The organism is Enterococcus sp. LJL51 (assembly GCF_054871795.1).
Genome location: NZ_JBTXLW010000016.1, coordinates 51,816 through 74,484 on the forward strand (window position 1 = coordinate 51,816; position 22,669 = coordinate 74,484).

Sequence of the window (22,669 nt, forward strand, 5' to 3'; positions counted from 1 at the left end):
GTGATTATGCAAGGGAAATTCAAGAAATCCCTCATACTCATTCAAATTCAAGCACCATCTGCTTATCAGGAAGCTGACTCTCTTTGAATCCCAGTCTTTGATAAACAGGAAAGCCGGATTCTGTCGCCAGTAATTCAATTTTATCCAGACCACTTTCTCGTCCCTCAGTGATTAGAGCTGCTACCAGCTGTTGAGCAATTCCCTGCCTGCGGAAGGCTTTATCTGTGTAGACATTTAAAAGAGTTCCAATCTTTCCATTAGGACGTGCTGGATGAGGAAGTCGCTCGGCAATTTCCAAAAAGGCCGTTGCGATGACTCTTTCCCGGCTTTCTGCTTGCCAAATAATTAAATCATTATCCAAATGCTGGTCAAGATAGGCAATTGTTTTTTGCTCTAGCATTATTTTTTTATCTTTATCCAAAACATTTTCTTCCTCAAAAAAACAAACTCTTAGTTTAGCCAGTTCTGCTATATCTTCTCGTATACTCCTGCGAATCCTTATCATTTATTCCCCTCTTCCAAGATAGCCATAAAGTAGTTTCTAAGCTTCTCTTCATACAACACCTTCATCTGTTCGTAAACGGAAAAGACTTCTTCCTGTGGTAAAGCTGGGACTAATGTAATTGACGGCAGGGTCTCATCAACTTGCTGAAATAATTTTGATGGATAAATAAGTAAATCAATCGCTTGGCACTCTGCTGCCTGATAGGGAACTAGCTCTACAAAACTCAAATCAGTTAGTAAACTGGTTACACGATTAATATAAACATAGTTATCTACTGACAAAATTGAGACATTCAGCTTGATACTTTTTTGATGCTCTCTCAATGTTGGTAAAATCAGTTGGGTCAAGATAAGAGTCATGTCTTTAATGCAATTTTTAATCCATGACCCTCTCTCGGATAGCAGTGTTAAAAATTCGTTGATTCTTTGGTAAATAATTGGAAAAATTACTTGGTCATTTTGGAAAGCTTCATGCTGAAAAAAACTAAAAAAAGGAATCGGTTGTTTAAAAATCAGATAGTTGAAAAAAATATTAGAAAGATTCGCTTCAAGCAGCACCACACGCTTAGGATTAGGATAGTTTTTCAGCAAAGGATGAAGAATTTTCTGATTGAAATACGTAAAAAAAGCAAAAATATCTTCCGAGCGCTGCTCCAATTCTCCTCGGGGAACATCAAACAGCGGATCATTCTCAAACGAATAGGTCGGTCCATAAAATGCTAGAAAGGCTAAAAATCTGGCTTCAGTATCGGCCATTTCGGCAGAGGTCCCTAAAATTTCCTGGAGCAGCTGATAACAGCCAGTGTAATTTTCTGCAATCAATGCATCATAACCTTTATCATCTTTTAAAAAGTGCCCTCGATTAAATCGAATATAGAGAATTTTACCATGAAGCTGTCTCAATCTCTGGTTGTAGCCAAAAGAATAATTTGCTTTAGGCGGCAGCTTCAATATTGGATCAAAGGCATGCATCATTTTTTCAACCAAATGCGGCGGCATGATTAACTCTTCTCCAAACGAAGAATTCCAAATCAAAAAGGTAAAAAGAATTCGAATCAAACGTTCATCTCCTGAGATTTTTAGAGTAGAAATCGTCACATGCACCTTAAACCTGTTTAGATAAGTAATCAGCTTCTTGATATTCCTCCGTAAATAGGACTCACTCACCTGATACTTGGAACAAAACTGCTCACTTGTCCCTTCCTCAAGTAAAAGTGCCAATAAAAATTTATGCGTAATGCTTTCTTTCAAAACAAACGTCATATATTTTTCTAACTCCAGCATGTCTGAAGCTACAGTAACTTTTCCATTATAAAGAAGAGTCTTCCGTCCAGAAGATAAATGCTGCAGGTCTTTATCTATTTCATCTAAAACGGCACACAATCGATTATAGGAAAAAGAAAATTCATCCATCAGTCCATTTTTACTGTAGGAGTTTTCCGGGAGCGAAGCTAACAATCGATAGACGGCAACCTTTTCCTGCTCACTTTTATTAAGCATTAATTTCACAATCATTTTTTACCAACTTTCAAAAATATATTTCGTTAATTTGATTTGTTTTCATTTATATTTTATCAAAAGGTTAAGAAAAAGGCATTCTCTCTTAGTTTTTAAAAAAAGTGAATTTTTTCCCTTTATTTGATAATTTCTAAGTTATTCCTTATAATTTAAGCTATAAAAAGTTAATTAAGGAGGAAATCACTATGTATTCCATGAAAGATAACTCATTTTTACCTACAGGTCCACTTTCGCTAGGAATAGAATTGGTATATTACTCTCCTGATATTGAAAAAACCTTAGCATGGTTTGATGATATTCTCGGCTGGCTGACTCAAGTCGATCGAAGAGATGACAACAATCAAGCTGTTCATGGGATAGCGTATACTGTTCCGCTTCAATATTTTTCAAATAAATTTAGCAGCAACATCAAAATTCATATTTTTTCAGGCGAACCAGCAAAAGGTGTTATTTCATTTATTCCCACAACAAAATTAGAAAAGCTTGTTGCTTTTGCAAACCGAAAAAAAGACTGCGGATGTCACTGTGCTGTAAATCAATCAGAAGACGGTACCCTTTACACTCACCTTAAAACGATTGACGGTTCTGTCCTCACATTTTATCAGGAGAACGATTTGGGATAAAAAAATTGCAGTAAACCCTTTAGCGGCTTTACTGCAATTTTTATTTTTTGAATCTAAATTATTCTTCTGAGTCAGAATCTTGTGCTCTCAGTTGATCTCCGAGAATATCTCCCATAGTAAAGCCGGTATTTTCTTCCGGCAGCTCATAGCTTTCTACTTCTTTGGGTTCTTCCTGAGATTCAGGTTTAGCTTCCAAGGCTTTGATACTCAATGCAATACGATGTTCCGCTTCATTTACTTCTAAAACCTTCACCTTGATTTCATCACCCTCATGCAGGACTTCATGCGGTGTTGCAATATGCTTGTGAGAAATTTGGGAAATATGAACGAGTCCTTCTACTCCTGGGAATACTTCCACAAACGCTCCAAAGCTTGTCAGACGTTTGACAGTTCCATCAAGAACCGAACCAGCCGCAGCTTTTTCAGCGATGTCTGTCCAAGGTCCAGGCAATGTTTCTTTGATGGATAATGAAATTCGTTCTTCTTCAGGGTTGATTGAAAGAATTTTAACCTTTACATCCTCTCCTACGTTTAGGACATCTCCTGGTTTATCGACATGCTGATGCGCAATTTCAGAAACGTGAACTAGTCCGTCAATTCCGCCTAAATCAATGAATGCACCGAAGTCAGTCAAGCGTGCAACTTTTCCTTCAACAACATCTCCATCATGCAGATCTGCCAAAATTTCCTTCTTACGTGCTTCTTTTTCCGTTTCAACAACAGCTTTATGAGATAAAATCAAACGATTTTCAGATGGTTCGATTTCAATAATCTTGAATGTCATTGTTTTGCCTTTGTATTCAGAAAAATCATCAACAAAATGATCTTCTACCATTGAAGCCGGAACAAATCCGCGAACACCGACATCAACAACCAAGCCGCCTTTCACAACATTTGTAACAGGTGCTTCAAGGATTTTGCCAGCCTGGAAGTCCTGTTCAATTTCTTCCCAGACTTTCTTAGCATCCAAACGACGCTTAGATAGCAGGTAACTGCCGTTCTCTTTGTCTTTTCCGATCGAAGTAATAACTACCAGATCAAGAACATCATGAACTTTCACTAACTCATTGATATCTTCTACCTGTGTAGTAGACAATTCTTTCGCTGGTACAACACCTTCAACTCCAGTTCCTTCGATTCCGACAATGACCTGCTTGTCTTCAACCGCAAGAACCTCCCCCCTAACAATGTCGCCCACGTTCACTTCCTGAACGCTGTTCATCGCGTCTTCCATTGTTTCGTTGCTGTTTTCTACTAGTTTCTCTTCTGTCATGACTACATATCCTCCTATACCAACAAAAATTCGTTAAAAAAGACTCGTTTCTTTAATATTAAGGGATTTCAGAGAAAAAATAAAGCGATTTCTCTTAAAAACTTATATTTTATTTAATCTATTCGTAATTTCTGATGAATTATCTCTTCAATCTGCTCAACAACCTGAGAAATCGCCATTCCAGTAGTATCTATCTTTACTGCATCCGCTGCCTGAACTAAAGGAGAAATCTTTCGAGTTGAGTCAATATAATCTCTACGTTCAATTTCTTTTTTTAATACTTCAAAATCAGTGGAAATGCCTTTTTCAAGATTTTCTTTGTATCGTCTCTCTGCCCGCTCTTCAACGCTTGCTACTAGAAAAATTTTTACTTCCGCTTCTGGCAAAACGGTCGTGCCGATATCACGGCCGTCCATCACGATTCCTCCCTGCCGGCCAATCTCCTGCTGGAGCTTAACCATTTCAGCTCTCACTTCTTTATGAGCAGCGACAATCGAAACCGCATTCGTTACATCTGTCTGCCGAATAGCTTCAGTTACATTTTCCAAATTAATAAAAACCTGCTGACCTTTTCCGTCCTGTTCAAAAGAAATCTGATGCGTTTCAAGAAGCGCACACAGCTCCGTTTCGTTTGCTAGATCTAGATTCTTCTGTATCGCAAGATAAGTCAACGAACGATACATCGCTCCTGTATCACAGTAAATATAATTCATTTTCTTTGCTAATATCTTAGCAACCGTGCTCTTTCCTGATGATGCTGGTCCATCAATAGCAATACTAATCTTCTTCATTGTTCGCCCCGCTCTTTTCATTTTCATCTCTGACCGCTTTTATAAAAAAACGGCTGATTCTCAAAAAAACCGAGACACCATTACTCTGCCCCAGTCAATTATTTTCTTATTTAACGCGTAATGTATCTCCCGGATGAATAATTGAATCTGCACCCAATCCATTCAATTCCATAATTTGTTCAATCGTTACACCATATCTTTCAGCCACTTGCTTGAAGCCTTCGCCTTCATAAACTTCTCCATATACTGGTTCTGTATCAGCAGGATCCTCTGAAGGTTGTCCTTCTGCAGGTGTGCTTGAATCTGTCCCTTCAGCTGTTGAAGAAGACTGTATCGTACTTGAGGAAGCGGTACTGCTTTCCTTTGTTGAAGACGATGTGATCGATGAAGAAGGAGTAGAATTGCCTCCTTTATTTTCATTCGGCTTATCTCTTGATACCCACCAGAAAGTACCGATTGGCAAAGCAATGATCAATAATAACAAAATTACCAAAATAGTTAAAAAGACAGTGTTTCCCTTTTTATATTGACGTTTTTCAAGCCTTGAATGTCCGGTATCCTCTTTTGTATCATAGATAGATTGTTCCCACGGCTCACGTGCCTCTGTTGGCTTATTCTTATCTTTTTTGCTCACTATATTTCCTCCTAAAATCGTATCGTTTGCTATTATAACACAGCAGCATTATCTGTGCAGATATAAACATTGATTGTCAGTCATCTTTAAATAATCTTATCAATATTTCCTGCCATGAAAGATTGGCTTCCAGTCGTACCGTATTCTTAGTAATACCAAGTTTAGTGGACCAATTTTCTTCCAAGCCGCAATTGTCGCAGCACCATGTTTCAGTCTCTTTCTCCTGTTTTTCAGAAAAATAGTTTAGGATGACCTTTCGACGACAATCAGACGTCTGGATAAAGGCCAGCATTTGCTGCAGCTGAGCGTAGCGCTCGTTATTTTTTTTATGAAGCCGTTCAGACAGCTGCTCTAGAGAGTAGGAACCTTCGAGATACCCAGCCAGCCATTTCTGCTGAATCTCACTTAACTGCTCCTGCTGTGCTGCTGAGTCAGCTTTTCCGTTCTTCAACATCATTTCCAGACCTTGAAGCTCTGTCCTTACTTCACCTTGAAAGTATTGATGAATATATTCATCTCCTGGTTGATAAAGTAAGACTGCAGCTGCCGGCAGCCCGTCTCTTCCCGCTCTACCGATTTCTTGAACATAGCTTTCCAGACTTCCAGGACAGTCAAAGTGGATGACAAAACGGATATCGGATTTATCAATTCCCATGCCAAACGCATTTGTAGCGCAAAGAACATCCAGTTCATTGTCGATAAACTGCTGCTGAATCTTACTTCGTTCGGCTGCTGTTAGTCCGCCATGATAAAAAGCGGCCGCAAAATTTCCTGTTCTATTTATCTCACTGCTTAAATACTCAGTTGTTTTTCTAGCGGAACAATAAATGATTCCCTTTGCATTCATTTTATTTAAGTAATCAAATACAAGCTGTTCCTTTTCTACTGTCTTTTCAACAATCATTAAAATATTTTTCCTGTTGACTGAATGAAGCACTTCTTTTATTGAAGAATTTTTATTAAAGAGTTCAGATATTATCTCTTTTTTTACCTCATCCGAGGCAGTTGCAGTTAATGCCAAAGTCAGCGGATAATCCAAATTTTCCAGCACGTTTTTTATTTTAACATATTCTGGTCTAAAATCCACTCCCCATTGTGAAACACAATGGGCCTCATCAATCACAAATAGCGCCAGCCTGCTTCTTTGTAAAGTTTTTACAACCTGTTCCTTTACTAATGATTCCGGACTTATAAAAACGTAGTTATACTCTGAAAAATGTTCTAAAATATATCGTTTTTCTTCGTACGACAATGTACTATTAAAAACAGTCACTCTTCCCTCTCCTTGGCTTTGAAGCTGCCGTACCTGATCTTCCATCAGTGAAAGCAGCGGAGAAACAACTAAAACTGTTCCTTCCAGTACATAACCTACATATTGATAGCACAGAGACTTCCCAGTTCCTGTCGGCAGCACGGCTAATGTATCCTGCCCCGATAAAAGAGCTGTAATAACCTCCTCCTGCCCCTCTCTAAAAGAAGTAAAACCAAAATGCTGAAATAAGCGTTTCTTCAAATCCATTTTATGCCTCATACTCTCTGCGTAGTTTTAAAATTTGATACAGCCGAAAAGAAAAATAGTCAAGCGGCTCATATTGCGCCTTTAGCGTAGTAAAACGCCATGTTTGACAAGGTGTTGTTATCTCGTCTAAAAACGCCTGTTGATTTTTGGGCAGCAAGCTATCGTAGTTCTTTTCTGGCTCCTGAATAGCCAATTCGAGAAGATGATCTTTCACTGTACTTACCTTCATTTTTCTGATGACAGCAATTTCCTCAAGGGAATAGCCCGTTTGCCAAAGTTCCTTCGTCTGTCTCATACTTTGATTATTACTTTTCTCCAGACTATCGTGTATGACAGCCTGCAAAAACTGATTCTGATTTTTACTCTCTATCACTGCAAATAAATGATGATAGGTATTTTTTCTAAATAAAACAGCTTCAAAATCAGACGATGCAGCTTGATTCGCGAGTTGCTGAAGTGCTTTTCCATTGTGCTGATAACCGGAAAACTGCTGTGCAATAAATGCCTGTTCCTGCTGTGATAACTCTATAAATAGTTCGTGCCATTGCCTGCGCATCTCCTGGCCTAAAGTATTTTTTTTCAATTGTGTCAGTGTTTGCTTTATCATCCATTGATAATAAGGTGACGATTCCAAAGGTATATACTCCTTATTTTGATAAGAAAGCTGCGAAGTAACTTGAACCGAAAACTGCAGTAAACGCCACATCTCTTCTTCTGTTTTTCCATAACGATAACTGTTCAGCCAATGCGTATTCATTTTTTGAGAATTATTTACTAAAAGATGTCTGCCTTTTTCTGATAGTGCTGCTTCAGAATGATCTGCTGAATGAATAATAAATTGATTTTCAGCCAGCTGATTAAGCTGCCTCTGAAAATCAGCCTCCGCTAATTCTGGAAATAGTCCAAAAAAACGCAGATTATCAAACATATAGCCGTTCATTAGAACCGAAATCGTCCGCTTTCCTTTCAGTAAATGAAAAAGCGTTGACAGTTTTATCTTGTAACCCTGAGAGAATAGCGATAAAATAAATAGCATCTTTATAATAATCAGCCCTTTACTAAGTTAAATTCAGATAGGATGTGTCACCCGTGAATTGTCAGATAATCCCTGAAAAATGCATTGCCTGCGGTCTTTGTCAGGTTTATGCACCAAACACCTTTGATTACACAGAGGATGGAATTGTTCTTTTCAAAAAAAGTCCGGATAACCTGACTATTTCCGTCAGCCATCAGGATAGGGACACCGTATTAACAGCTTATCGGAAATGTCCAGTCCGTGCAATAGTTGTCTCCGAAGAAGCTGTATCATCTAATAAAGAAAGTCTGTAAATAAAGTTCTTTTACTAATAGAAAACAGTATTCCCGATACGAATTTAAAACAAGACAATGAACGCTTTGAACCTACCTCCAAAAGTTAGACAAAAACTAACAGTTGAAGATTGGTCCGTCCCGGCTATTGTCTTGTTTTCTTTTATCTTTTTTGCTGGAAGAGACTGAAGGTTTTAAGACCGAAAAATAAAGTAAACCAGACGAAAATTATCAAGAAACACTGCGAAGGAATCGAATAACTTTTACTTGATACCTGCCTGAAGCTTCTCCTGTTTTCAGTAGCGTTCGTTTTATTTACGAAAGTCTCAATTCTTAGCAGCTTACCCCTGAGCACTTGATGCAATCAGAGAGAAGCAGCTGCTGTTTCAACAAGTCCAACTATTCTTGGGACAAAGCATTAGCTTTCTACAAATCTGTCTATCGTGCTTCCATGCTTTGCCTCAAAGTATAGAAAGACTTTGAAGCACTGTTTATTCGGTTTTAAGGATGGACAATAATAGCTTGTTGTCCCAAATCCATAATAAGTTATGTTATGCTTTAAAATTTTGAGACAGCCATTGAATCAACATATTGGCCAACTCTCGCTGCTGTTCCTCATTATTGATTTCAGGCGGATTATCACCTTTCTGTTGTCCATAGCTGCCAAAGCCCGCATGGTTTCCGCCCTGTATCACCTGATAAGAGGCGTTCTTCGGCAAATAGACTTTCCCCTCTTCATAATTTTCTTTATTTAAAACACCATCTTCTGTTCCAGTAATTGATAAGACTGGCTTATCTGAATAAGCTAAGCTGCCTTTTTTATCAGGATAGCTTGCCAACAGGAAAACACCTTGAAATCCCTCATCTTCTAAATGATTGTGAGCAAAACGGCTGGCCATCACGCCGCCTAAAGAATGTCCCCCAACAAGATACTTGTCAATTTTTTCTTTTTTAATGAGCTTTTCAGCATCATTCATACCTAATACTGCCAAATTCAGCGGCTGTTTCAGCAGATAGACACTATAGCCAGCAGCAGCAACCTCTTGAGCCCAGATACTATAGCTTTGATTGTCGACAAATGCCCCTTGATAAAAAATAAGTACAGGATTCTCTTCCTTCCCTTTAAAAAAGAGCGTATGGTTATCCTCTTCGGCCGCTACCGACGCTGTGATTGCCTGCTTAGTCGGATGATAGGTATTAATTTTGATGTAAGCGAATCCCGCTCCCCCAATGCTTATAATAAGCAGCAGCAAAAAAACCAGCCGCTTTTTCCATTTTTTACTAGCCATTTCTCGTCCTCTTTCCTGAAAAAATCACATTGTTTTTTCTTATTCTATCAGATACACTGAAAAAAAGAACATAAAACACAGGGAGGAATCAGAAATGTTGGAGTTACCAGAAACATATGCCTTTTCCAGACAGTTAAATGAACTACTGAGGGAGAAAGAGATTCAAACTGTTGCCCTTCAAAGCTCACCTCATAAATTTTCTTTTTTTAGCGAAGACATTGACTATGGGGTATTTCTTCAGCATCAGATTATTAAGAAAGTTTATCCTATAGCAGCTTATATCGTCATTGAATTTGCTGACCAGTCACGCCTTGTCTTTCGAGACGGCATTCGTTTTTACTATGTAGACCAACCAGAAGATTTGCCCCCAAAACATCAGCTGCTGCTTAGTTTTGCCGATGGTAGTTTTTTAGCCTGTTCAACTGCTATGTATGGGGCTATGCTTTATTATGAAGCTGGAGCTGAACCAAATGATCACTACTTTAATGTCTCTGCCAGCTGTCCTGTCCCCTATGATAAAGCCTTTGATTTTGCTTATTTTTGCTCATTGATTCCTGAAACTCCTAAAAAGATGTCTTTAAAAGCCTTTTTAGGCACCGAGCAGCGGATTCCCGGACTTGGAAATGGCTGCATGCAGGATATCTTCTTTCAGGCTGGTTTCCGCCCGCGTAGACTGTTGGCTTCCCTTGACCCAGATCAGCTGGAAAAGCTCTACCAGGTCACGATTCAGACCCTAGAAACAATGAAAGAAAACGGCGGTCGTGACACTGAAAAGGATGTTTATGGAAATTTCGGCGGCTATCAGACAATACTCTCCAAAAATACGTATAAAAAAGGCTGTCAAACATGCGGTACAGATATTATCAAGGAAAACTATCTGGGCGGAACGGTTTACTACTGCCCTAAATGTCAGCAATAGCCGGTTTATAATAGCTGATATCATTTTTCTGGTTTTACTCCTGCAGCACAAGCATTGCTGGAAATAAAAAAAGATAGCATCGGAAAACTCACTAACACTTTTTTGAGTGTTCAAACACAAAAAAGGAACAACTAACTGATAAAATGAAATCGACTAAAAACCAAATTATCAGAAAGGTTGTTCCCTATGGATAAGAATACCAGAAAATTACTTGGACTAACAGATAAACATCTCTCCTTTGGAGAGGAATGGCTTGAATACAGACAGATGAAAGGAGTTCAGGCTCAAGTCATCAAAGCCACACTTACATATAGACCCACACATTGCGAAAGATGTGGCCTAAAAAATCAAGGTCAAATTATCACTAATGCTTTTCGTTATTTTTTCTCCAATGGGGTGACAGAAGGACTAAACAACAAGATGAAAGTAATCAAGCGTGTTGCCTATGGTTATCGCAATTTCTATCATTTTCGTTCGCGTATTTATAGTATTCAAGGTCTTATTTTTTTCACAACATGAAAAAGAAAAACAAGCGAATAGTTCCGCAGCTCTATAGGCAAATCGGGAATTGGCAGCTGTGTTTCTATTTCCTTACAGCTGCTTTGACTCGATTTAGAAATGGAATTGGTGCTTTTTGCCAAGTCGCTTCCGGCCCGCTGCCCAAATCATTCGCGCTGTTTCCCTTTTCTCTAAAAAAGAACTTGAAACAAAATCAGAGGTTTCTCTGTTCTTTTGTTCCAAGCTCTATCGTTTTATTCAGTTTTTTGTCCTACCAACACAATTTGACGTAGAACCCTTTTTACTTATTTCTATTTGACAATGGGCTGATTGCCCAGACTATTCTGTTTTCTGGATAACCATGGCAGTATTTTCACATAGAATATCATGAAAACAACACTGATGATAATCCCTTTTAATAGATTAAATGGAATGATTCCCACGGCAATATAGCTGCTTAATGATCTGCTTAAAAATGCTTGTGCCGTTACGCCGTAAAGACTCAGATATAAAGGCGTGATGACAAAGTAATTTGCTACACTCATAAATGCGGTCATCGCAAGAATTCCTGTGGTCAAACCCGAAATTTTATTTCTCAGCTTATGTGAGCCTTTGTTGAAGAAATAATACATCGGCAATGTAAATAAGGTTGTTGCTAAAAAGCTGGCTAAATCTCCCACCATATTTTGCGGCGATGGTCCTGTTAGAACCAAGTGCAGAATAGAGCGAATCAGTGCTGTAACAAGTCCTGCAAAAGGACCGTATAAAAACATACCTACCATTACAGGAATATCACTAAAATCGACCTTTAAAAAAGGAACTGCCGGCAGTAAAGGAAAGCCGAAAAACTGTAATGCGGCCCCTAGTGCGGCCAAGACTGCTACTCCTACCATTTTTTGTACCTTGCTGTTTCTCATATGAAATCCTCCAGACAAGGATCCATCTTCAAACGAACCATTCAAACTGCTCTTCTTTCATTTGACACTCAACATCTCTGTCGCCCACATCATCTTCGCTGCAGAAAAAAACTCTGTTTTTCTCCACAGGGAAAAAACAGAGTTAGAGCCTCTCATTTGAAAGTAAAGCGATTCAAATAAGCCCTATCTTCTTTATCCAGACTATACTGTCGGTATTGGAATTTCACCAATTCAGCTACTTATCAAATAAGTAGGTCGTGGACTATAACCACCGGTCGGGAATTACACCCTGCCCCTGAAGACGAACCTTTATTAAATTTAGTTACAAGCTCATTATAGCGTATCTGAACAAAAATGCAATAGTTCTGACCTTTGCAAAAACAAGCTTTTGAGTTTTTCAATTATTTTGCTTCATTCAGCAGGCTTGAAATTTCTTTCTTGCTCAGGCTTCGGTATTCTCCCGGGCGCAGTCCCTGCAATGTTAAGCTGCCGAACCGCTCTCTTTTCAGCTTCTGTACCGGATAGCCTACGGCTTGAAGCATGTTCTTAACCTGATGATTTTTTCCTTCGTGAATCGTCAACTCAATGATTCCTGTATTTGTTTTCAAATCAACTGATAAAATTTGGAATTCCGCCGGCGCCGATTTATAACCATCCACTCGAACCCCTTTACGCAACGGCTGTAAATCATGCTTTTTAGGCATCCCTTTAACTTTAGCAACATATACTTTGTTCACCTCATGGCTGGGGTGTGTCAGCTTTTGAGAAAACTCACCGTCATTTGTCAACAGTAACAATCCGGAAGTATCATAGTCAAGACGTCCAACTGGATAGATTCGTTCCTTAACACTTGGAAAAAAATCGGTCACAACTTTTCTATTTTTATCATCAGAAACTGAGGATATAACTCCTTTAGGCTTATAAAACAGGTAGTACACATACTCTTCCTGATAGATTGGGATATCATCAACCTCAATTAAATCATTTCCGCCAACTTTCGTTCCCAGCTCTTTTGTAATTGTTCCATTAACCTTTACCCGTCCTTGTTGAATATATTCCTCTGCTTTACGGCGGGAAGCAATTCCCGCATGAGCAATAACTTTTTGAAGTCTCTCCATTATTCTTCCTCCTCAGATCTCTGATTAGTTTCATTGTTAAGGCTTGATTCAGCGTCCTTATACCGGTCAAAAAAGAGATCCAGCGGCAGCTCTTCGTTAATTTCTTCTTCCATCTGGTGAATATCAGGTAGTTCATCCAATGTTTTCAAACCAAAATAATCCATAAAATAGTCAGTTGTTCCATATAAAATTGCTCTGCCGGGACCATCTACTCGTCCTTTTTCTTCGATCAGCTGTTTAGCAACCAGTTTCTGTATGGAACCGGCTGATTGAACCCCTCTGATTTCATCGACTTCCACTCTGGATATCGGCTGCTTGTAGGCAACGATTGATAGGGTCTCTAACGCTGCCTGAGAAAGATTGTTGGCAATGGGTGACTGGGCATACTTTTTAAGCAGCGGCGCAAAGCTTTTTTTTGTTGAAAGAACAAACTGATTACCAATTTCCAAAACGTTCAAGGCGGCATGTTCATCCCGCTCATATCTTTCCTTTAAAGCAGAAAGCAGATCATAGGTTTTTGCAGTTGGAAGCTCTAATAAATAAGAAATCTCTTCCAGGCTAATCCCTTCGTCGCCTACGACAAAAAGAATTGCTTCAAGTTGACTCAATGTTGTCACTGTGTTTCCTCCAAATCATCTGTTGTACCCTTTTGTTCATGGTATAAAAGAATTGTCCCATAATTTGTTTCCTGCTCTACTCGGACAAAACGTTTCTTCATCAATTCAAGCAGTGCCATAAAGGTGGTGACGATTTCCTGCTTGGAATATGTTTCAAAAAAAGAATCCAGCTTTACTGGCTTATCATAGTCGAGGCCTCTAACCACCTCAGTAATTTCAGCAATTTTCACTTCAATGGAGACATCCTCACCAGCAATTGTGGATTCGACCGGTTTACGATTTTTGCGCTTCTCCAGCATCGAATGAAAAGCCAGAAAAAGATCAATAGTATTGATTTTATTTGGTTCTAAGAGCGGCTGTTCTTCACGGTAGTCTTCGACATCCATTGGTTCTTTAGTAAAATACAAGCTTCGCTCAGCTTCCTTTTCATGAAGCAAACCAGCCGCATATTTAAATTTTCGATATTCCAAAAGCTGAGCAACCAGTGCTTCCCGGGGGTCTTCTCCTTCAACTTCTTCGTCTTCTACAATTTCCAGCTCCTGCTTTGGAAGCAGCATCTTACTCTTAATAGCCATTAAAGTAGCTGCCATAACTAAATATTCTCCAGCTACTTCTAATTCTAAAGACTGCATCGCGCGAATATATCCCATATATTGTTCCGTTACTGCCGCAATAGGAATATCATAGATATCGATTTCCAGCTTTTTAATCAGATGAAGCAACAGATCCAATGGACCTTCGAATACATCCAGTTTAATATTGATTTCCTGCAATGGACTTCCTGCTTTCTATTCTATAAATCGTATTGCTGTCCTTTTGTTTCCTGCCATTTTGTCAGGTAGGCAGCTGTGGCTTGTGTTCCAAGAATGGCATGTTCATTATAACCAGACTGAAGCTCATCCAACAATTGAAACCCCATGCCTTTTCCTCTAAGCGAAGGATTAATGCTAATATCATGAAGTAGAAGCTGCTCCTCCGTCAACAACTCTACACCGAGCAGTCCTTGAATGTTGCCGCCTTGTTCAAGCATCCAAAAATAAAGACTTAAACGTTCATCCTGTTCATATCTGTCAATTTCATGGAGCAGAGAATGATATTTTTCCAACTTGTCATGAAAGCTAAGCAAACCAATCGCAATTTTTTGATGCTCTTTTCGATAAGGTATTAACATACGTTTCATTTCCTCTCTAAGCTCTTGGAAAGTGTTTCTTGTATACATCGGCCATTCGTTTTTTCGTGATATGGGTATAAATTTGTGTTGTGGAGATATCGGCATGTCCAAGTAGTTCCTGGACAATCCTCAAATCAGCGCCGTTTTCCAGCAAATGTGTAGCAAAGCTGTGCCGCAGTGTATGGGGCGTAATATTTTTTTGAATTCCTGCCTCGCGAACAATCTGCTTCAAATTTTTCCAAATCCCTTGTCTGGACAATGACTTGCCATGATGATTAACAAATAACTCTGGAACAGACGATGTCGATGTTACGAGCGCCGGGCGTCCTTCGCTCAGATATTTTTCTATCCAGTAAATCGCATGGTCTCCCAAAGGAATGATCCGTTCCTTATCGCCTTTTCCAATTGTCTGCAGCAAACCAATAGTTAAATGCAAATCAGAAATTTTCAGCCCTATTAATTCACTAACACGCAGTCCTGTTGCGTACATCGTTTCTAAAATCGCCCGGTTTCTAAGACCAAGAGGCTTAGTTGTATCTGGCGTCTCAATCAGTAAAGTTACCTCTTCCACTGATAAGATATCCGGCAGCTTCTGTGCTTTTTTAGGCGTATCAATATGCTGCATGGGGTTTTGTTCAGTCAGCTGCTCTTGACGCAAAAATTGATGAAAGCCCCGTAAAGCAGAAATCATTCGGATAATAGATGCGGCTGACTGCGGTTCTTCATAGAGCTCCTGTAAAAATGCCATAATTACATAACGGTCGACATCATTCCACGAAAGAAGCTCTTCACGCTCATTTAAAAAATGAAGGTACTTATCCAAATCACGTGCATAGCTTTTACGTGTATTTACAGATAAGCCCCGTTCAATCTGTAAGAAGTGCAGATATTCTTTTATAGCGTCCTCCATACAGTTCCTCGTTTCCCTGTACCATCATATCAGATATCTTCACATAATGTACAGTTGATTTTAATGCAGTATTCAATCAGGTTCCAGAGCCTTTCTTTTCTTTAGAAAAAGTTTAAACGCATGAGAACAAGTAAAAAAGCAACTCAATGAATATATTTTTCTAAGAAACGACTAACCTCTTGTTTATACTTTTCGGGGTCCTTTGAAAAGGCCTTAGCATGTCCCGCATCCTTGACAACAAACTTTTCTTTTGGTCCCTTAGTTGCTTCGTAAACTTGACCCAGCATATAAAATGGGACAAAATCATCTGCGTCTCCGTGAATAAAGAGCATCGGCAGTTTATTTTTCTTAAGTTGGTCTACAGCACTTGCTTCGCCAAAAAAGTAGCCGGCACAGAGCTTCGTAATACCACTGGTAACATAAATCAGCGGGAATTTCGGCAGATTGAACATTTCTTTCAGTTGATAAGATAGCTCATCTTCGGCAGAAGTATAGCCACAGTCTTCAACGATTGCCTTCACATTCTCAGGCAATTTCTCCCCACTGGTCATCATAACAGTAGCTGCCCCCATACTGATTCCATAGAGCGTGATTTGACTGTCCTCTCCATTTTTTTGGATGATCTGGTTTATCCACTGAACGTAATCTTTTCTTTCCGGCCAGCCAAAGCCAATATAACTGCCTTCGCTCTTTCCATGCCCTCTTGCATCTGGGACTAAAACATTATAACCCCAATCATGATACATCTTTGCAAATTTCCCCATGGTTTCAGCGTTACCCATATACCCATGAGCAAGCACTGCATTTTTACCGGTTGCTTTATCTGCCGGCAGATAAATAGCCTGAAGTGTCAAACCGTCTTCTGATTCTATTGTCCAATAGGTGCGGTTTTCTTCTGTTTTGAACCAAGTCTCTTCTGGCGATTCAATCACATCTGTTCCAGGTGTTCCTTCACTAAGAAAATCCTTATCTGATGGAACTACAGCATAATTATAAAAATATAAGCCTGCTCCAACTAGAGCAACTATAATAATTATTACGATACCAATCAATATTTTTTTCCACATCCTGTTAACTCCTCTGTTTTTCTTTTCAGCTTTTTAATCACACAAAACAGTCCGTTTTCCCGGGTTCATGTAATCATCAAAAAGCATTTGAATATCTTCATATGTATTCCGCTCTTCGGATAATGAAAGGGAATCAATATCTGACAAACTAAAAAAAGCTGCGTCAGAGGTTTCTAATCCACCCTTTAACTCGCCTGACTGAAATACACAAGCAATAAAAAGCTTGTAAGTATAGGTCAATGAAGGCGGATAGGGATGCTTATGTTTGTCTCTTAATGCAATAAGCCGTTCTGCCTGAACCTTAATCCCCGCTTCTTCCCACGTTTCTTTCTCAGCAATTTCTTTTGGCGAGTAACCGATATCCGCCCAGCCGCCTGGAAGTGCCCAATGCTGGTCGCTTTTCTCTTTGACAAACAACAAACGGTTTTTCTCATCAAAAATCACTGCCCGAACGTCAACCTTTGGGGTTGCATACCCTTGATCAGTTTCCATATAAAGCTGCAGTTGTCGGTCGTCAACCATGGGACTGAGCAGTTGAATCATCTCGGCTGTTATTTTTTGAAGCTCATCATATCTTTCTATATCATATGGATCTTGCGCATAGGCTTTCCCTGTCTGTGCAATCCCCTGGAGTTTAGAAAGTAGTACAGTCAGCTCTTTTTCCATACAATCGCCCCCTTGTTCATTACTATATTTTATCACTTGTTAACAAAAAAACCTATTTTCTGCTGTAGCCTTTTTGAAATAAATGACGATAAAAATAGACTGTATCATTTGTCGAGTTGACAATGACACAGTCCGAAAATCTGAATAAGGGATTGGACAGACGCTGCTTCTTTAATAATCAGCCGAAACAGGCACGCCGTTCATGCATTCGTCCCACCCGCTCACTTTATAAATCAAAGATTATTTTTTATTTTCAATCAGTTTAAAGCTTGACCATGGTTTCAGGAAATCCAGAAGGAACAACTCATCTTCTGAAATACGACCAACCACATTGACACGTCCATCATTTTTCATCGCTTTCAGAGCAATTTGTGTTTCACCTTTGTATTGACCGTAGCCAACGTTATCAATGAGAACATCCCCTTTAACGATGTCTCTAGTATTATGAGCCGGAAACTCTTTGTCTTTGTAATAGATACGGGTCATTGTTGAACGAAGCATGTAATCTGAACGGTCGCCGCGATAGCTGTGCATGTTGTCAAATAGACAAACTCGTTCATTTTCAGTAATATCTGCTTCTGTATCTACTTTAATTGTTGGGAAATCAGCGTTGAATGCTTCTGCCATTGCTTTTAATTCTTCTTCTGAAGCATAAGCATTACCGATTAGTACATCGTCGATTAAGCCAGTCATCACTAGATGCTTCACTTGTGTAGCTAATTCTAAATCTCTATGATCCTCCAATGAACATAACCCGTCAGAAGTCGGCCATGGACCAAAATCAGCCGTTTGAGAATTTACAAACGCCATTGTATTAACATTATATTTTCTAAACTGTTTTGAGCAATACACAAAATGCTCATAACCAAGTCCTGTATAACGATGAGGATAAAAATTATGTGAGCCCAATAGATTATTCGTGTTAGGTGAATAGCTCATGATGTTGTCAATATAGCTTGTACCTGTACTCATATTGATTTCAATTTTAATCCCATAAGGATTTCTGGTCATTTTTGCTTCTTCACTACCGGTAAAACCAATGTCCAAACGAACACCGTAAGCACCCATTTCATGGAAAAATGATAAATCATCATAGGAGATATCCAACTGCTCAAAAAGCGCCGGATTGATATCTACCATCACTTCCATATCAAGACTATTAGCATAATCTACAACCTTCTTAAATTCGGCAAGAACCTTTTCTTTATCATCTTTAATCTGCAGCAAGCTGGTGAAAACCCGTTTGTAGCCATATTTGTGTGCCAAGTCTAAATATGCTTTGTCCTTTTCGAAAGTTGAACGCTCCGGATAAATAGAAATTCCTAATTTGCCCATTATTTATGCCCCCTAAAATTTTGACTTTTTAATAATCGTCAATCAAGGTAATTATAACAGAACCAAAAAAAATGGTCTACACCTTTAAAATAGTAAATTTTTATAAATTAGCTGGTAGTCTCAACGATGTTTTGTTATCATAGAAAAGAATGATTAAATCAAAGGGGCGTACTTTTTATATGAAAATGAATAAATTTTTAACTACAGCCATTACACTTACTTCAGCAGTAGTTTTATTAGGAGCATGTGGAGAGAAAAAAGATAGCGGAAGTGCTTCAAGTTCAACTCCCAGCTCTCAAGCTACAACTGAATCTTCCGTAGATTTAAATGCTTTGGAGCTTCCTCAACTGTCAACAGAGGTTGCCAAAAATGAAGCATTGGTTGAGATGGTTACTTCAGAAGGTGCAATCAAGATTAAGCTTTTCCCTGAAATTGCACCAAAAACTGTTGAGAACTTCCTTACTCATGCGAAGGATGGTTACTACGACGGCGTTACTTTCCACCGTGTCATCAACAATTTCATGATTCAAGGCGGCGATCCTGACGGGACCGGCGGCGGCGGAGAAAGCATCTGGGGTGGCGGTTTTGAGGACGAATTCAGTAACCAACTGTACAATATCCGCGGTGCATTGTCTATGGCAAATGCTGGTCCGGGAACAAATGGCAGCCAATTCTTTATCGTTCAAAATTCAGAAGATATGTCTGACGGGCTTTTAAAAGATGATTATCCAGAAAAAATTATTGATGCATACAAGAACGGCGGAACACCTCATTTAGATGGCGCTCATACTGTTTTTGGTCAAGTAATTGAAGGTATGGATGTTGTTGACAAGATTGCCGAATTAGAAACCGACGGCAATGACAAGCCAGTGAAAGAAGTAAAAATAGAAAAAATCAATATTTTACAAGAAGCTGAATAATTAGCAAAAAAACAGGAACCTTTTGACATTTCTAGTCAAAAAGTTCCTGTTTTTCTATTTAGCTACATTTTTTAGGTTACAGCCAATTTCCCTAAAATTCGAACTAAGTCTTCGTTTTCAAGATAAATCGTCTCAAACAGATTTAGATTTACCGCTACTTCTGAACTATTGTTGTCTACGATAGATAGCTGCTTAAGCAACTTAGCTATTTCTTCAGCGCTCATCCTGCCGGAAGCAATAGAAAGTGCAGCATCATAAATTTGTGATTCCGGTAAATCCATGTGACAGCCATTGACATATAGGTAAAGATACACAGTAAATAAAGCAGTCCGCTTATTTCCATTATAGAAGCAATGATAATTTGTCAGAGACATCCAGACAAATGCTGCTTTTGAAAACAAGTTCGGATAGACCTCTCTATCAAAGACATATTGATCCACAGAGGCGGCAATGCTTTCCAGTCCATGCTCATCTCGTATTCCATACATTGGAGAAACTAAATGTTCTGCCTTTTTTTGGCAAAAATCATTGATTTCCGTAAATAATGCCGCTGTTAGCTTCAAAGTAGTTCCTCCTTTTCTGTATTGTATTATCTTGTTAACAGACAAACGTATTCGTTATAAATACTTTTCAACTGCTTCCTTCAGCAAGCTATTTACAGCTTTATCTGACAGACTGATCGCATCAGAAGCTAGAAGTGTTGCCAGTCCTGCTGCCGTAATCCAGATTTTTTCATAGATTTCAATAATCGTTTCTTTTTCCAACCCTAGATACTTTTGAGCCTGACTCAGCTGCTTTTCAAAAACACTCAGCGTCAGCTGATTCAACAGCTCTCCATACCCGTGATGGTCAATGTAGAGATGCATGAAAAGTTTACTGTCGTTCTTCGCAAGATTAATGACATTCAAGCCAAAATCAATAATTGGATCATCTACTGCACAATTAACATAATAGTTTTTTTCCAAACGACTATGCATCATTTTTAGTAAATTAACTTTTAAATCATCCATGTTGCTGAATTCCAGATAAATCGGCTGCGTTGAAATGCCCATCTTATCAGCTACATTTCGAGCAGTGATTCCTGAAAATCCCTCCTTCAGAACAATATTGTACGATGACTTCAATATCTGATCTTTTGTATAGACTTTCTTCCTAACCATGGTTATCCCCTTTCGTAAAGGATTTGGTATATACTCCCCATTCCACTTCACTCTCTATTTTACACTGTTATTTCACTACAGTTTTATCAATAATTGTGAAAATCATTAAAAAACATGATAATTTCACAGAATTATGTTGACCCTTGGTATTAACTATAGGTATATTAACTATATAAATATCTTTTTAGAAAGGAGTTTTAGCGATAAAAAACGACAGTATTACGCTATTACATACAAAAAAAGAGCAATTTTTAGAAAAAAAAAGTGAACGAACTTATACTCTTTTAATTTCCTATTCTATTTTACTGATATTATTTGGCTTGCTTAACGGTCCTCTTTCTCTTTTAGCATCCGGGACTATTAATATTTTGACTTCCCCCAGCCATCTTCTAACAGATTATATTCAGCTGGGCTCACTTAACAGTGCTTTTTTCAACAGTGGTGTACTTACTTTAGTAAGCGTTCTCTTAGCTAAAAGAGAAAAAGTGCTGATTACCGGACCGGTAATCGCTGCTCTATTTACGGTTTCAGGCTGTTCTTTTTTCGGCAAAAACCTTTATAACTCAATCCCTATTATTTTAGGTGGCTATCTATACTGTAAGCTGACAAAACGCCCGTTTTCTTCCGTAATTGTTGTTAGTCTTTTTGGAAGTGCGCTGTCGCCAATTATTAGTTATGTTACCTTCGGTTTAGACCTTCCTCTGGTGACTAGTATTCCCTTGAGCTATCTAATCGGAATTTTTCTTGGTCTTGTCTTGCCGCCGCTGGCTTCTCACGTTTTGATTTTCCATCAAGGCTTTTCACTTTACAACGTGGGCTTCACTTCTGGTTTAATCGCCATGTTGTTCACCAGTACGTTAAAGATGTTTGATAAACAGGTTGAAGTTAAACACCTTGTTTCTACTTCATTTCATAATCAATTACTCTTGTTTTTATTGGTCTTATTTGGTTTAATGTTCAGTATAGGTTTTGGATTGAACCATTTCTCTTTAAATGGGTTAAAAACAATTAGTAAAACCTCAGGAAAGCTGATTACGGATTTTATCTCGATTGCCGGGGTTGGTCCAACCATGATGAATATGTCTCTGATGGGCTTTCTTCTTCTCAGCTATTCACTGATTTGTCAGGCGCCTCTGAATGGACCAATTGTCGGCGCCATCCTTTCCGCAGTCGGTTTCAGTGCTTTTGGGAATCATGTATTAAACAGCTTCCCTTTATTAATAGGTATTTTCTTTACTGCTAAGCTCTCAACTACCTTTCAGGTAGATCAGACTGTCGTTGTCATGGCTGGTGTGTTCGGAACAAGTCTAGCTCCTATTGCCGGATATTACGGTCCTGTTTATGGGATGATTGCCGGATTTTTCCATATGGCTCTGGTGACAAATGTCAGTTTTCTCCACGGCGGTCTCAATTTATATAATAATGGATTTTCTACTGGTTTTGTTGCAGCTGTCATGGTACCGCTGCTTGATAATATTTTACAGATCAGAAAGGTGAACAGAAATGCAGGAAAGAGAAAAGGCAAAACGAATCATTGATGAACTTCTCACCTATTTCTTCGCAAATGAAATAGAAGATATTCGAATTGGTCTGGATTTTACTGAAGATGGTTTTTATGTAGAAATGCAAGGAAAAATCGAAGAAGAGCCTGAAGGGGTTCTACAGCTGTTAGAGCTGTTGAATACACCAAGAGACCTTAGTGTTGAATCATATTATGACGAACTTCTGGGGATTACTCATCATGAGGAGGAGGATTATCATCTGTTGGGCTTGATGATTGATGAAGCGGAAATTACATTTGATTCCTCAATCTTTGATATAAAAGTATTCAGAAAAAATTAAAAATGAGCAGACAACTAATCAAAGCTGGGACAGGGTAGATGCTAAAAAGCCCCCTACTTTTGTCCCAGCT

26 protein-coding genes and 1 riboswitch are annotated in these 22,669 nt (G+C 38.8%); of the genes, 7 read left to right on the plus strand and 19 right to left on the minus strand.

The genetic code is table 11. The features are described from left to right. Positions 1-37: 37 nt before the first annotated feature. Both ACYSNQ_RS13910 and ACYSNQ_RS13915 read right to left on the minus strand, forming a co-directional pair. Positions 38-505, minus strand: a complete 468-nt coding sequence (locus ACYSNQ_RS13910; RefSeq protein ID WP_426084180.1) for a GNAT family N-acetyltransferase — start codon at positions 503-505, stop codon at positions 38-40. Continuing rightward, positions 502-2,019 carry a helix-turn-helix domain-containing protein gene (locus ACYSNQ_RS13915; RefSeq protein WP_426084181.1) on the minus strand — a complete coding sequence of 506 codons (1,518 nt, stop codon included), beginning with the start codon at positions 2,017-2,019 and terminating at the stop codon, positions 502-504. Before ACYSNQ_RS13915 ends, ACYSNQ_RS13910 begins: the two co-directional genes overlap by 4 nt. A gap of 188 nt (positions 2,020-2,207) precedes the next feature. Between ACYSNQ_RS13915 and ACYSNQ_RS13920 the strand changes: the two genes are divergently transcribed. Beyond that, entirely contained in the window at positions 2,208-2,645 is a 438-nt protein-coding gene (locus ACYSNQ_RS13920; protein ID WP_426084182.1) for a hypothetical protein, read from the plus strand. Positions 2,646-2,703: 58 nt separating this feature from the next. Here the strand turns inward: ACYSNQ_RS13920 and rpsA are convergent, their stop codons facing one another. The 5 genes from rpsA to ACYSNQ_RS13945 all read right to left on the minus strand — a co-directional run bounded on the left by rpsA (position 2,704) and on the right by ACYSNQ_RS13945 (position 7,802). Beyond that, positions 2,704-3,918 carry a 30S ribosomal protein S1 gene (gene rpsA, locus ACYSNQ_RS13925; RefSeq protein ID WP_426084183.1) on the minus strand — a complete coding sequence of 405 codons (1,215 nt, stop codon included), beginning with the start codon at positions 3,916-3,918 and terminating at the stop codon, positions 2,704-2,706. 113 nt (positions 3,919-4,031) lie between these two features. Further along, the gene (gene cmk, locus ACYSNQ_RS13930) at positions 4,032-4,709 is read right to left on the minus strand and encodes a (d)CMP kinase (RefSeq protein ID WP_426084184.1); all 678 of its coding nucleotides are present in this window, start codon (positions 4,707-4,709) and stop codon (positions 4,032-4,034) included. Positions 4,710-4,815: 106 nt separating this feature from the next. Further along, on the minus strand, positions 4,816-5,343 hold the full coding sequence (locus ACYSNQ_RS13935) for an SAG1386/EF1546 family surface-associated protein (RefSeq protein ID WP_426084185.1): 528 nt from the start codon (positions 5,341-5,343) through the stop codon (positions 4,816-4,818). A 76-nt stretch (positions 5,344-5,419) separates the two neighbouring features. Next, complete coding sequence (locus ACYSNQ_RS13940) at positions 5,420-6,862, minus strand: RecQ family ATP-dependent DNA helicase (RefSeq protein ID WP_426084186.1); 1,443 nt, start codon at positions 6,860-6,862, stop codon at positions 5,420-5,422. 1 nt (position 6,863) lies between these two features. Next, the gene (locus ACYSNQ_RS13945) at positions 6,864-7,802 is read right to left on the minus strand and encodes a helix-turn-helix domain-containing protein (RefSeq protein WP_426084187.1); all 939 of its coding nucleotides are present in this window, start codon (positions 7,800-7,802) and stop codon (positions 6,864-6,866) included. A gap of 149 nt (positions 7,803-7,951) precedes the next feature. Here ACYSNQ_RS13945 and ACYSNQ_RS13950 point away from each other — a divergent pair, with 149 nt between their 5' ends. Next, positions 7,952-8,191, plus strand: a complete 240-nt coding sequence (locus ACYSNQ_RS13950; RefSeq protein ID WP_426084188.1) for a ferredoxin — start codon at positions 7,952-7,954, stop codon at positions 8,189-8,191. A 530-nt stretch (positions 8,192-8,721) separates the two neighbouring features. Here the strand turns inward: ACYSNQ_RS13950 and ACYSNQ_RS13955 are convergent. Then, entirely contained in the window at positions 8,722-9,459 is a 738-nt protein-coding gene (locus ACYSNQ_RS13955) for an alpha/beta hydrolase (RefSeq protein ID WP_426084189.1), read from the minus strand. A gap of 94 nt (positions 9,460-9,553) precedes the next feature. Between ACYSNQ_RS13955 and ACYSNQ_RS13960 the strand changes: the two genes are divergently transcribed. Further along, a complete protein-coding gene (locus ACYSNQ_RS13960; RefSeq protein WP_426084190.1) occupies positions 9,554-10,378 on the plus strand; it encodes a hypothetical protein in 825 nt (274 codons plus the stop codon). A 267-nt stretch (positions 10,379-10,645) separates the two neighbouring features. After that, positions 10,646-10,897: a transposase gene (locus tag ACYSNQ_RS13965; RefSeq protein ID WP_426084228.1), complete on the plus strand. Its 252-nt coding sequence runs from the start codon at positions 10,646-10,648 to the stop codon at positions 10,895-10,897. Positions 10,898-11,187: 290 nt separating this feature from the next. Here ACYSNQ_RS13965 and ACYSNQ_RS13970 read toward each other — a convergent pair whose 3' ends face one another. The 9 genes from ACYSNQ_RS13970 to ACYSNQ_RS14010 form a co-directional block, all read right to left on the minus strand. Beyond that, positions 11,188-11,793, minus strand: a complete 606-nt coding sequence (locus ACYSNQ_RS13970; RefSeq protein WP_426084191.1) for an ECF transporter S component — start codon at positions 11,791-11,793, stop codon at positions 11,188-11,190. A gap of 181 nt (positions 11,794-11,974) precedes the next feature. After that, positions 11,975-12,100: riboswitch (FMN riboswitch) on the minus strand. A 94-nt stretch (positions 12,101-12,194) separates the two neighbouring features. Further along, positions 12,195-12,911 carry a pseudouridine synthase gene (locus ACYSNQ_RS13975; protein ID WP_426084192.1) on the minus strand — a complete coding sequence of 239 codons (717 nt, stop codon included), beginning with the start codon at positions 12,909-12,911 and terminating at the stop codon, positions 12,195-12,197. Then, on the minus strand, positions 12,911-13,528 hold the full coding sequence (scpB, locus tag ACYSNQ_RS13980) for an SMC-Scp complex subunit ScpB (RefSeq protein WP_426084193.1): 618 nt from the start codon (positions 13,526-13,528) through the stop codon (positions 12,911-12,913). The genes ACYSNQ_RS13975 and scpB overlap by 1 nt, the downstream gene beginning before the upstream one ends. Continuing rightward, the gene (locus ACYSNQ_RS13985) at positions 13,525-14,301 is read right to left on the minus strand and encodes a segregation/condensation protein A (protein WP_426084194.1); all 777 of its coding nucleotides are present in this window, start codon (positions 14,299-14,301) and stop codon (positions 13,525-13,527) included. The genes scpB and ACYSNQ_RS13985 overlap by 4 nt, the downstream gene beginning before the upstream one ends. Before the next feature lie 20 nt (positions 14,302-14,321). After that, on the minus strand, positions 14,322-14,699 hold the full coding sequence (locus ACYSNQ_RS13990) for a GNAT family N-acetyltransferase (protein WP_426084229.1): 378 nt from the start codon (positions 14,697-14,699) through the stop codon (positions 14,322-14,324). A 16-nt stretch (positions 14,700-14,715) separates the two neighbouring features. Continuing rightward, the gene (xerD, locus tag ACYSNQ_RS13995) at positions 14,716-15,609 is read right to left on the minus strand and encodes a site-specific tyrosine recombinase XerD (protein ID WP_426084195.1); all 894 of its coding nucleotides are present in this window, start codon (positions 15,607-15,609) and stop codon (positions 14,716-14,718) included. Positions 15,610-15,752: 143 nt separating this feature from the next. Then, positions 15,753-16,676 carry an alpha/beta hydrolase gene (locus tag ACYSNQ_RS14000; protein ID WP_426084196.1) on the minus strand — a complete coding sequence of 308 codons (924 nt, stop codon included), beginning with the start codon at positions 16,674-16,676 and terminating at the stop codon, positions 15,753-15,755. Between the two features lie 33 nt (positions 16,677-16,709). Then, entirely contained in the window at positions 16,710-17,342 is a 633-nt protein-coding gene (locus ACYSNQ_RS14005; protein WP_426084197.1) for an NUDIX hydrolase, read from the minus strand. Positions 17,343-17,582: 240 nt separating this feature from the next. Continuing rightward, a complete protein-coding gene (locus tag ACYSNQ_RS14010; protein ID WP_426084198.1) occupies positions 17,583-18,677 on the minus strand; it encodes a DUF871 domain-containing protein in 1,095 nt (364 codons plus the stop codon). A 179-nt stretch (positions 18,678-18,856) separates the two neighbouring features. On the opposite strand from ACYSNQ_RS14010, the gene ACYSNQ_RS14015 reads away from it, so the two are divergent. Next, positions 18,857-19,597, plus strand: coding sequence for a peptidylprolyl isomerase (locus ACYSNQ_RS14015; protein ID WP_426084199.1), 741 nt, complete (start codon positions 18,857-18,859; stop codon positions 19,595-19,597). A 71-nt stretch (positions 19,598-19,668) separates the two neighbouring features. Here the strand turns inward: ACYSNQ_RS14015 and ACYSNQ_RS14020 are convergent, their stop codons facing one another. Both ACYSNQ_RS14020 and ACYSNQ_RS14025 read right to left on the minus strand, forming a co-directional pair. Beyond that, positions 19,669-20,160: a type II toxin-antitoxin system death-on-curing family toxin gene (locus tag ACYSNQ_RS14020; RefSeq protein ID WP_426084200.1), complete on the minus strand. Its 492-nt coding sequence runs from the start codon at positions 20,158-20,160 to the stop codon at positions 19,669-19,671. A gap of 54 nt (positions 20,161-20,214) precedes the next feature. Further along, positions 20,215-20,757 (minus strand): TetR/AcrR family transcriptional regulator, encoded by a 543-nt coding sequence (locus tag ACYSNQ_RS14025; RefSeq protein WP_426084201.1) that lies wholly within the window; start codon positions 20,755-20,757, stop codon positions 20,215-20,217. Positions 20,758-20,960: 203 nt separating this feature from the next. On the opposite strand from ACYSNQ_RS14025, the gene ACYSNQ_RS14030 reads away from it, so the two are divergent. Together ACYSNQ_RS14030 and ACYSNQ_RS14035 are read left to right on the plus strand one after the other, a co-directional pair. Beyond that, the gene (locus tag ACYSNQ_RS14030; protein ID WP_426084230.1) at positions 20,961-22,295 is read left to right on the plus strand and encodes a DUF1576 domain-containing protein; all 1,335 of its coding nucleotides are present in this window, start codon (positions 20,961-20,963) and stop codon (positions 22,293-22,295) included. After that, positions 22,261-22,599, plus strand: coding sequence for a hypothetical protein (locus ACYSNQ_RS14035; protein WP_426084202.1), 339 nt, complete (start codon positions 22,261-22,263; stop codon positions 22,597-22,599). The genes ACYSNQ_RS14030 and ACYSNQ_RS14035 overlap by 35 nt, the downstream gene beginning before the upstream one ends. The last annotated feature ends 70 nt before the right edge of the window (positions 22,600-22,669 follow it).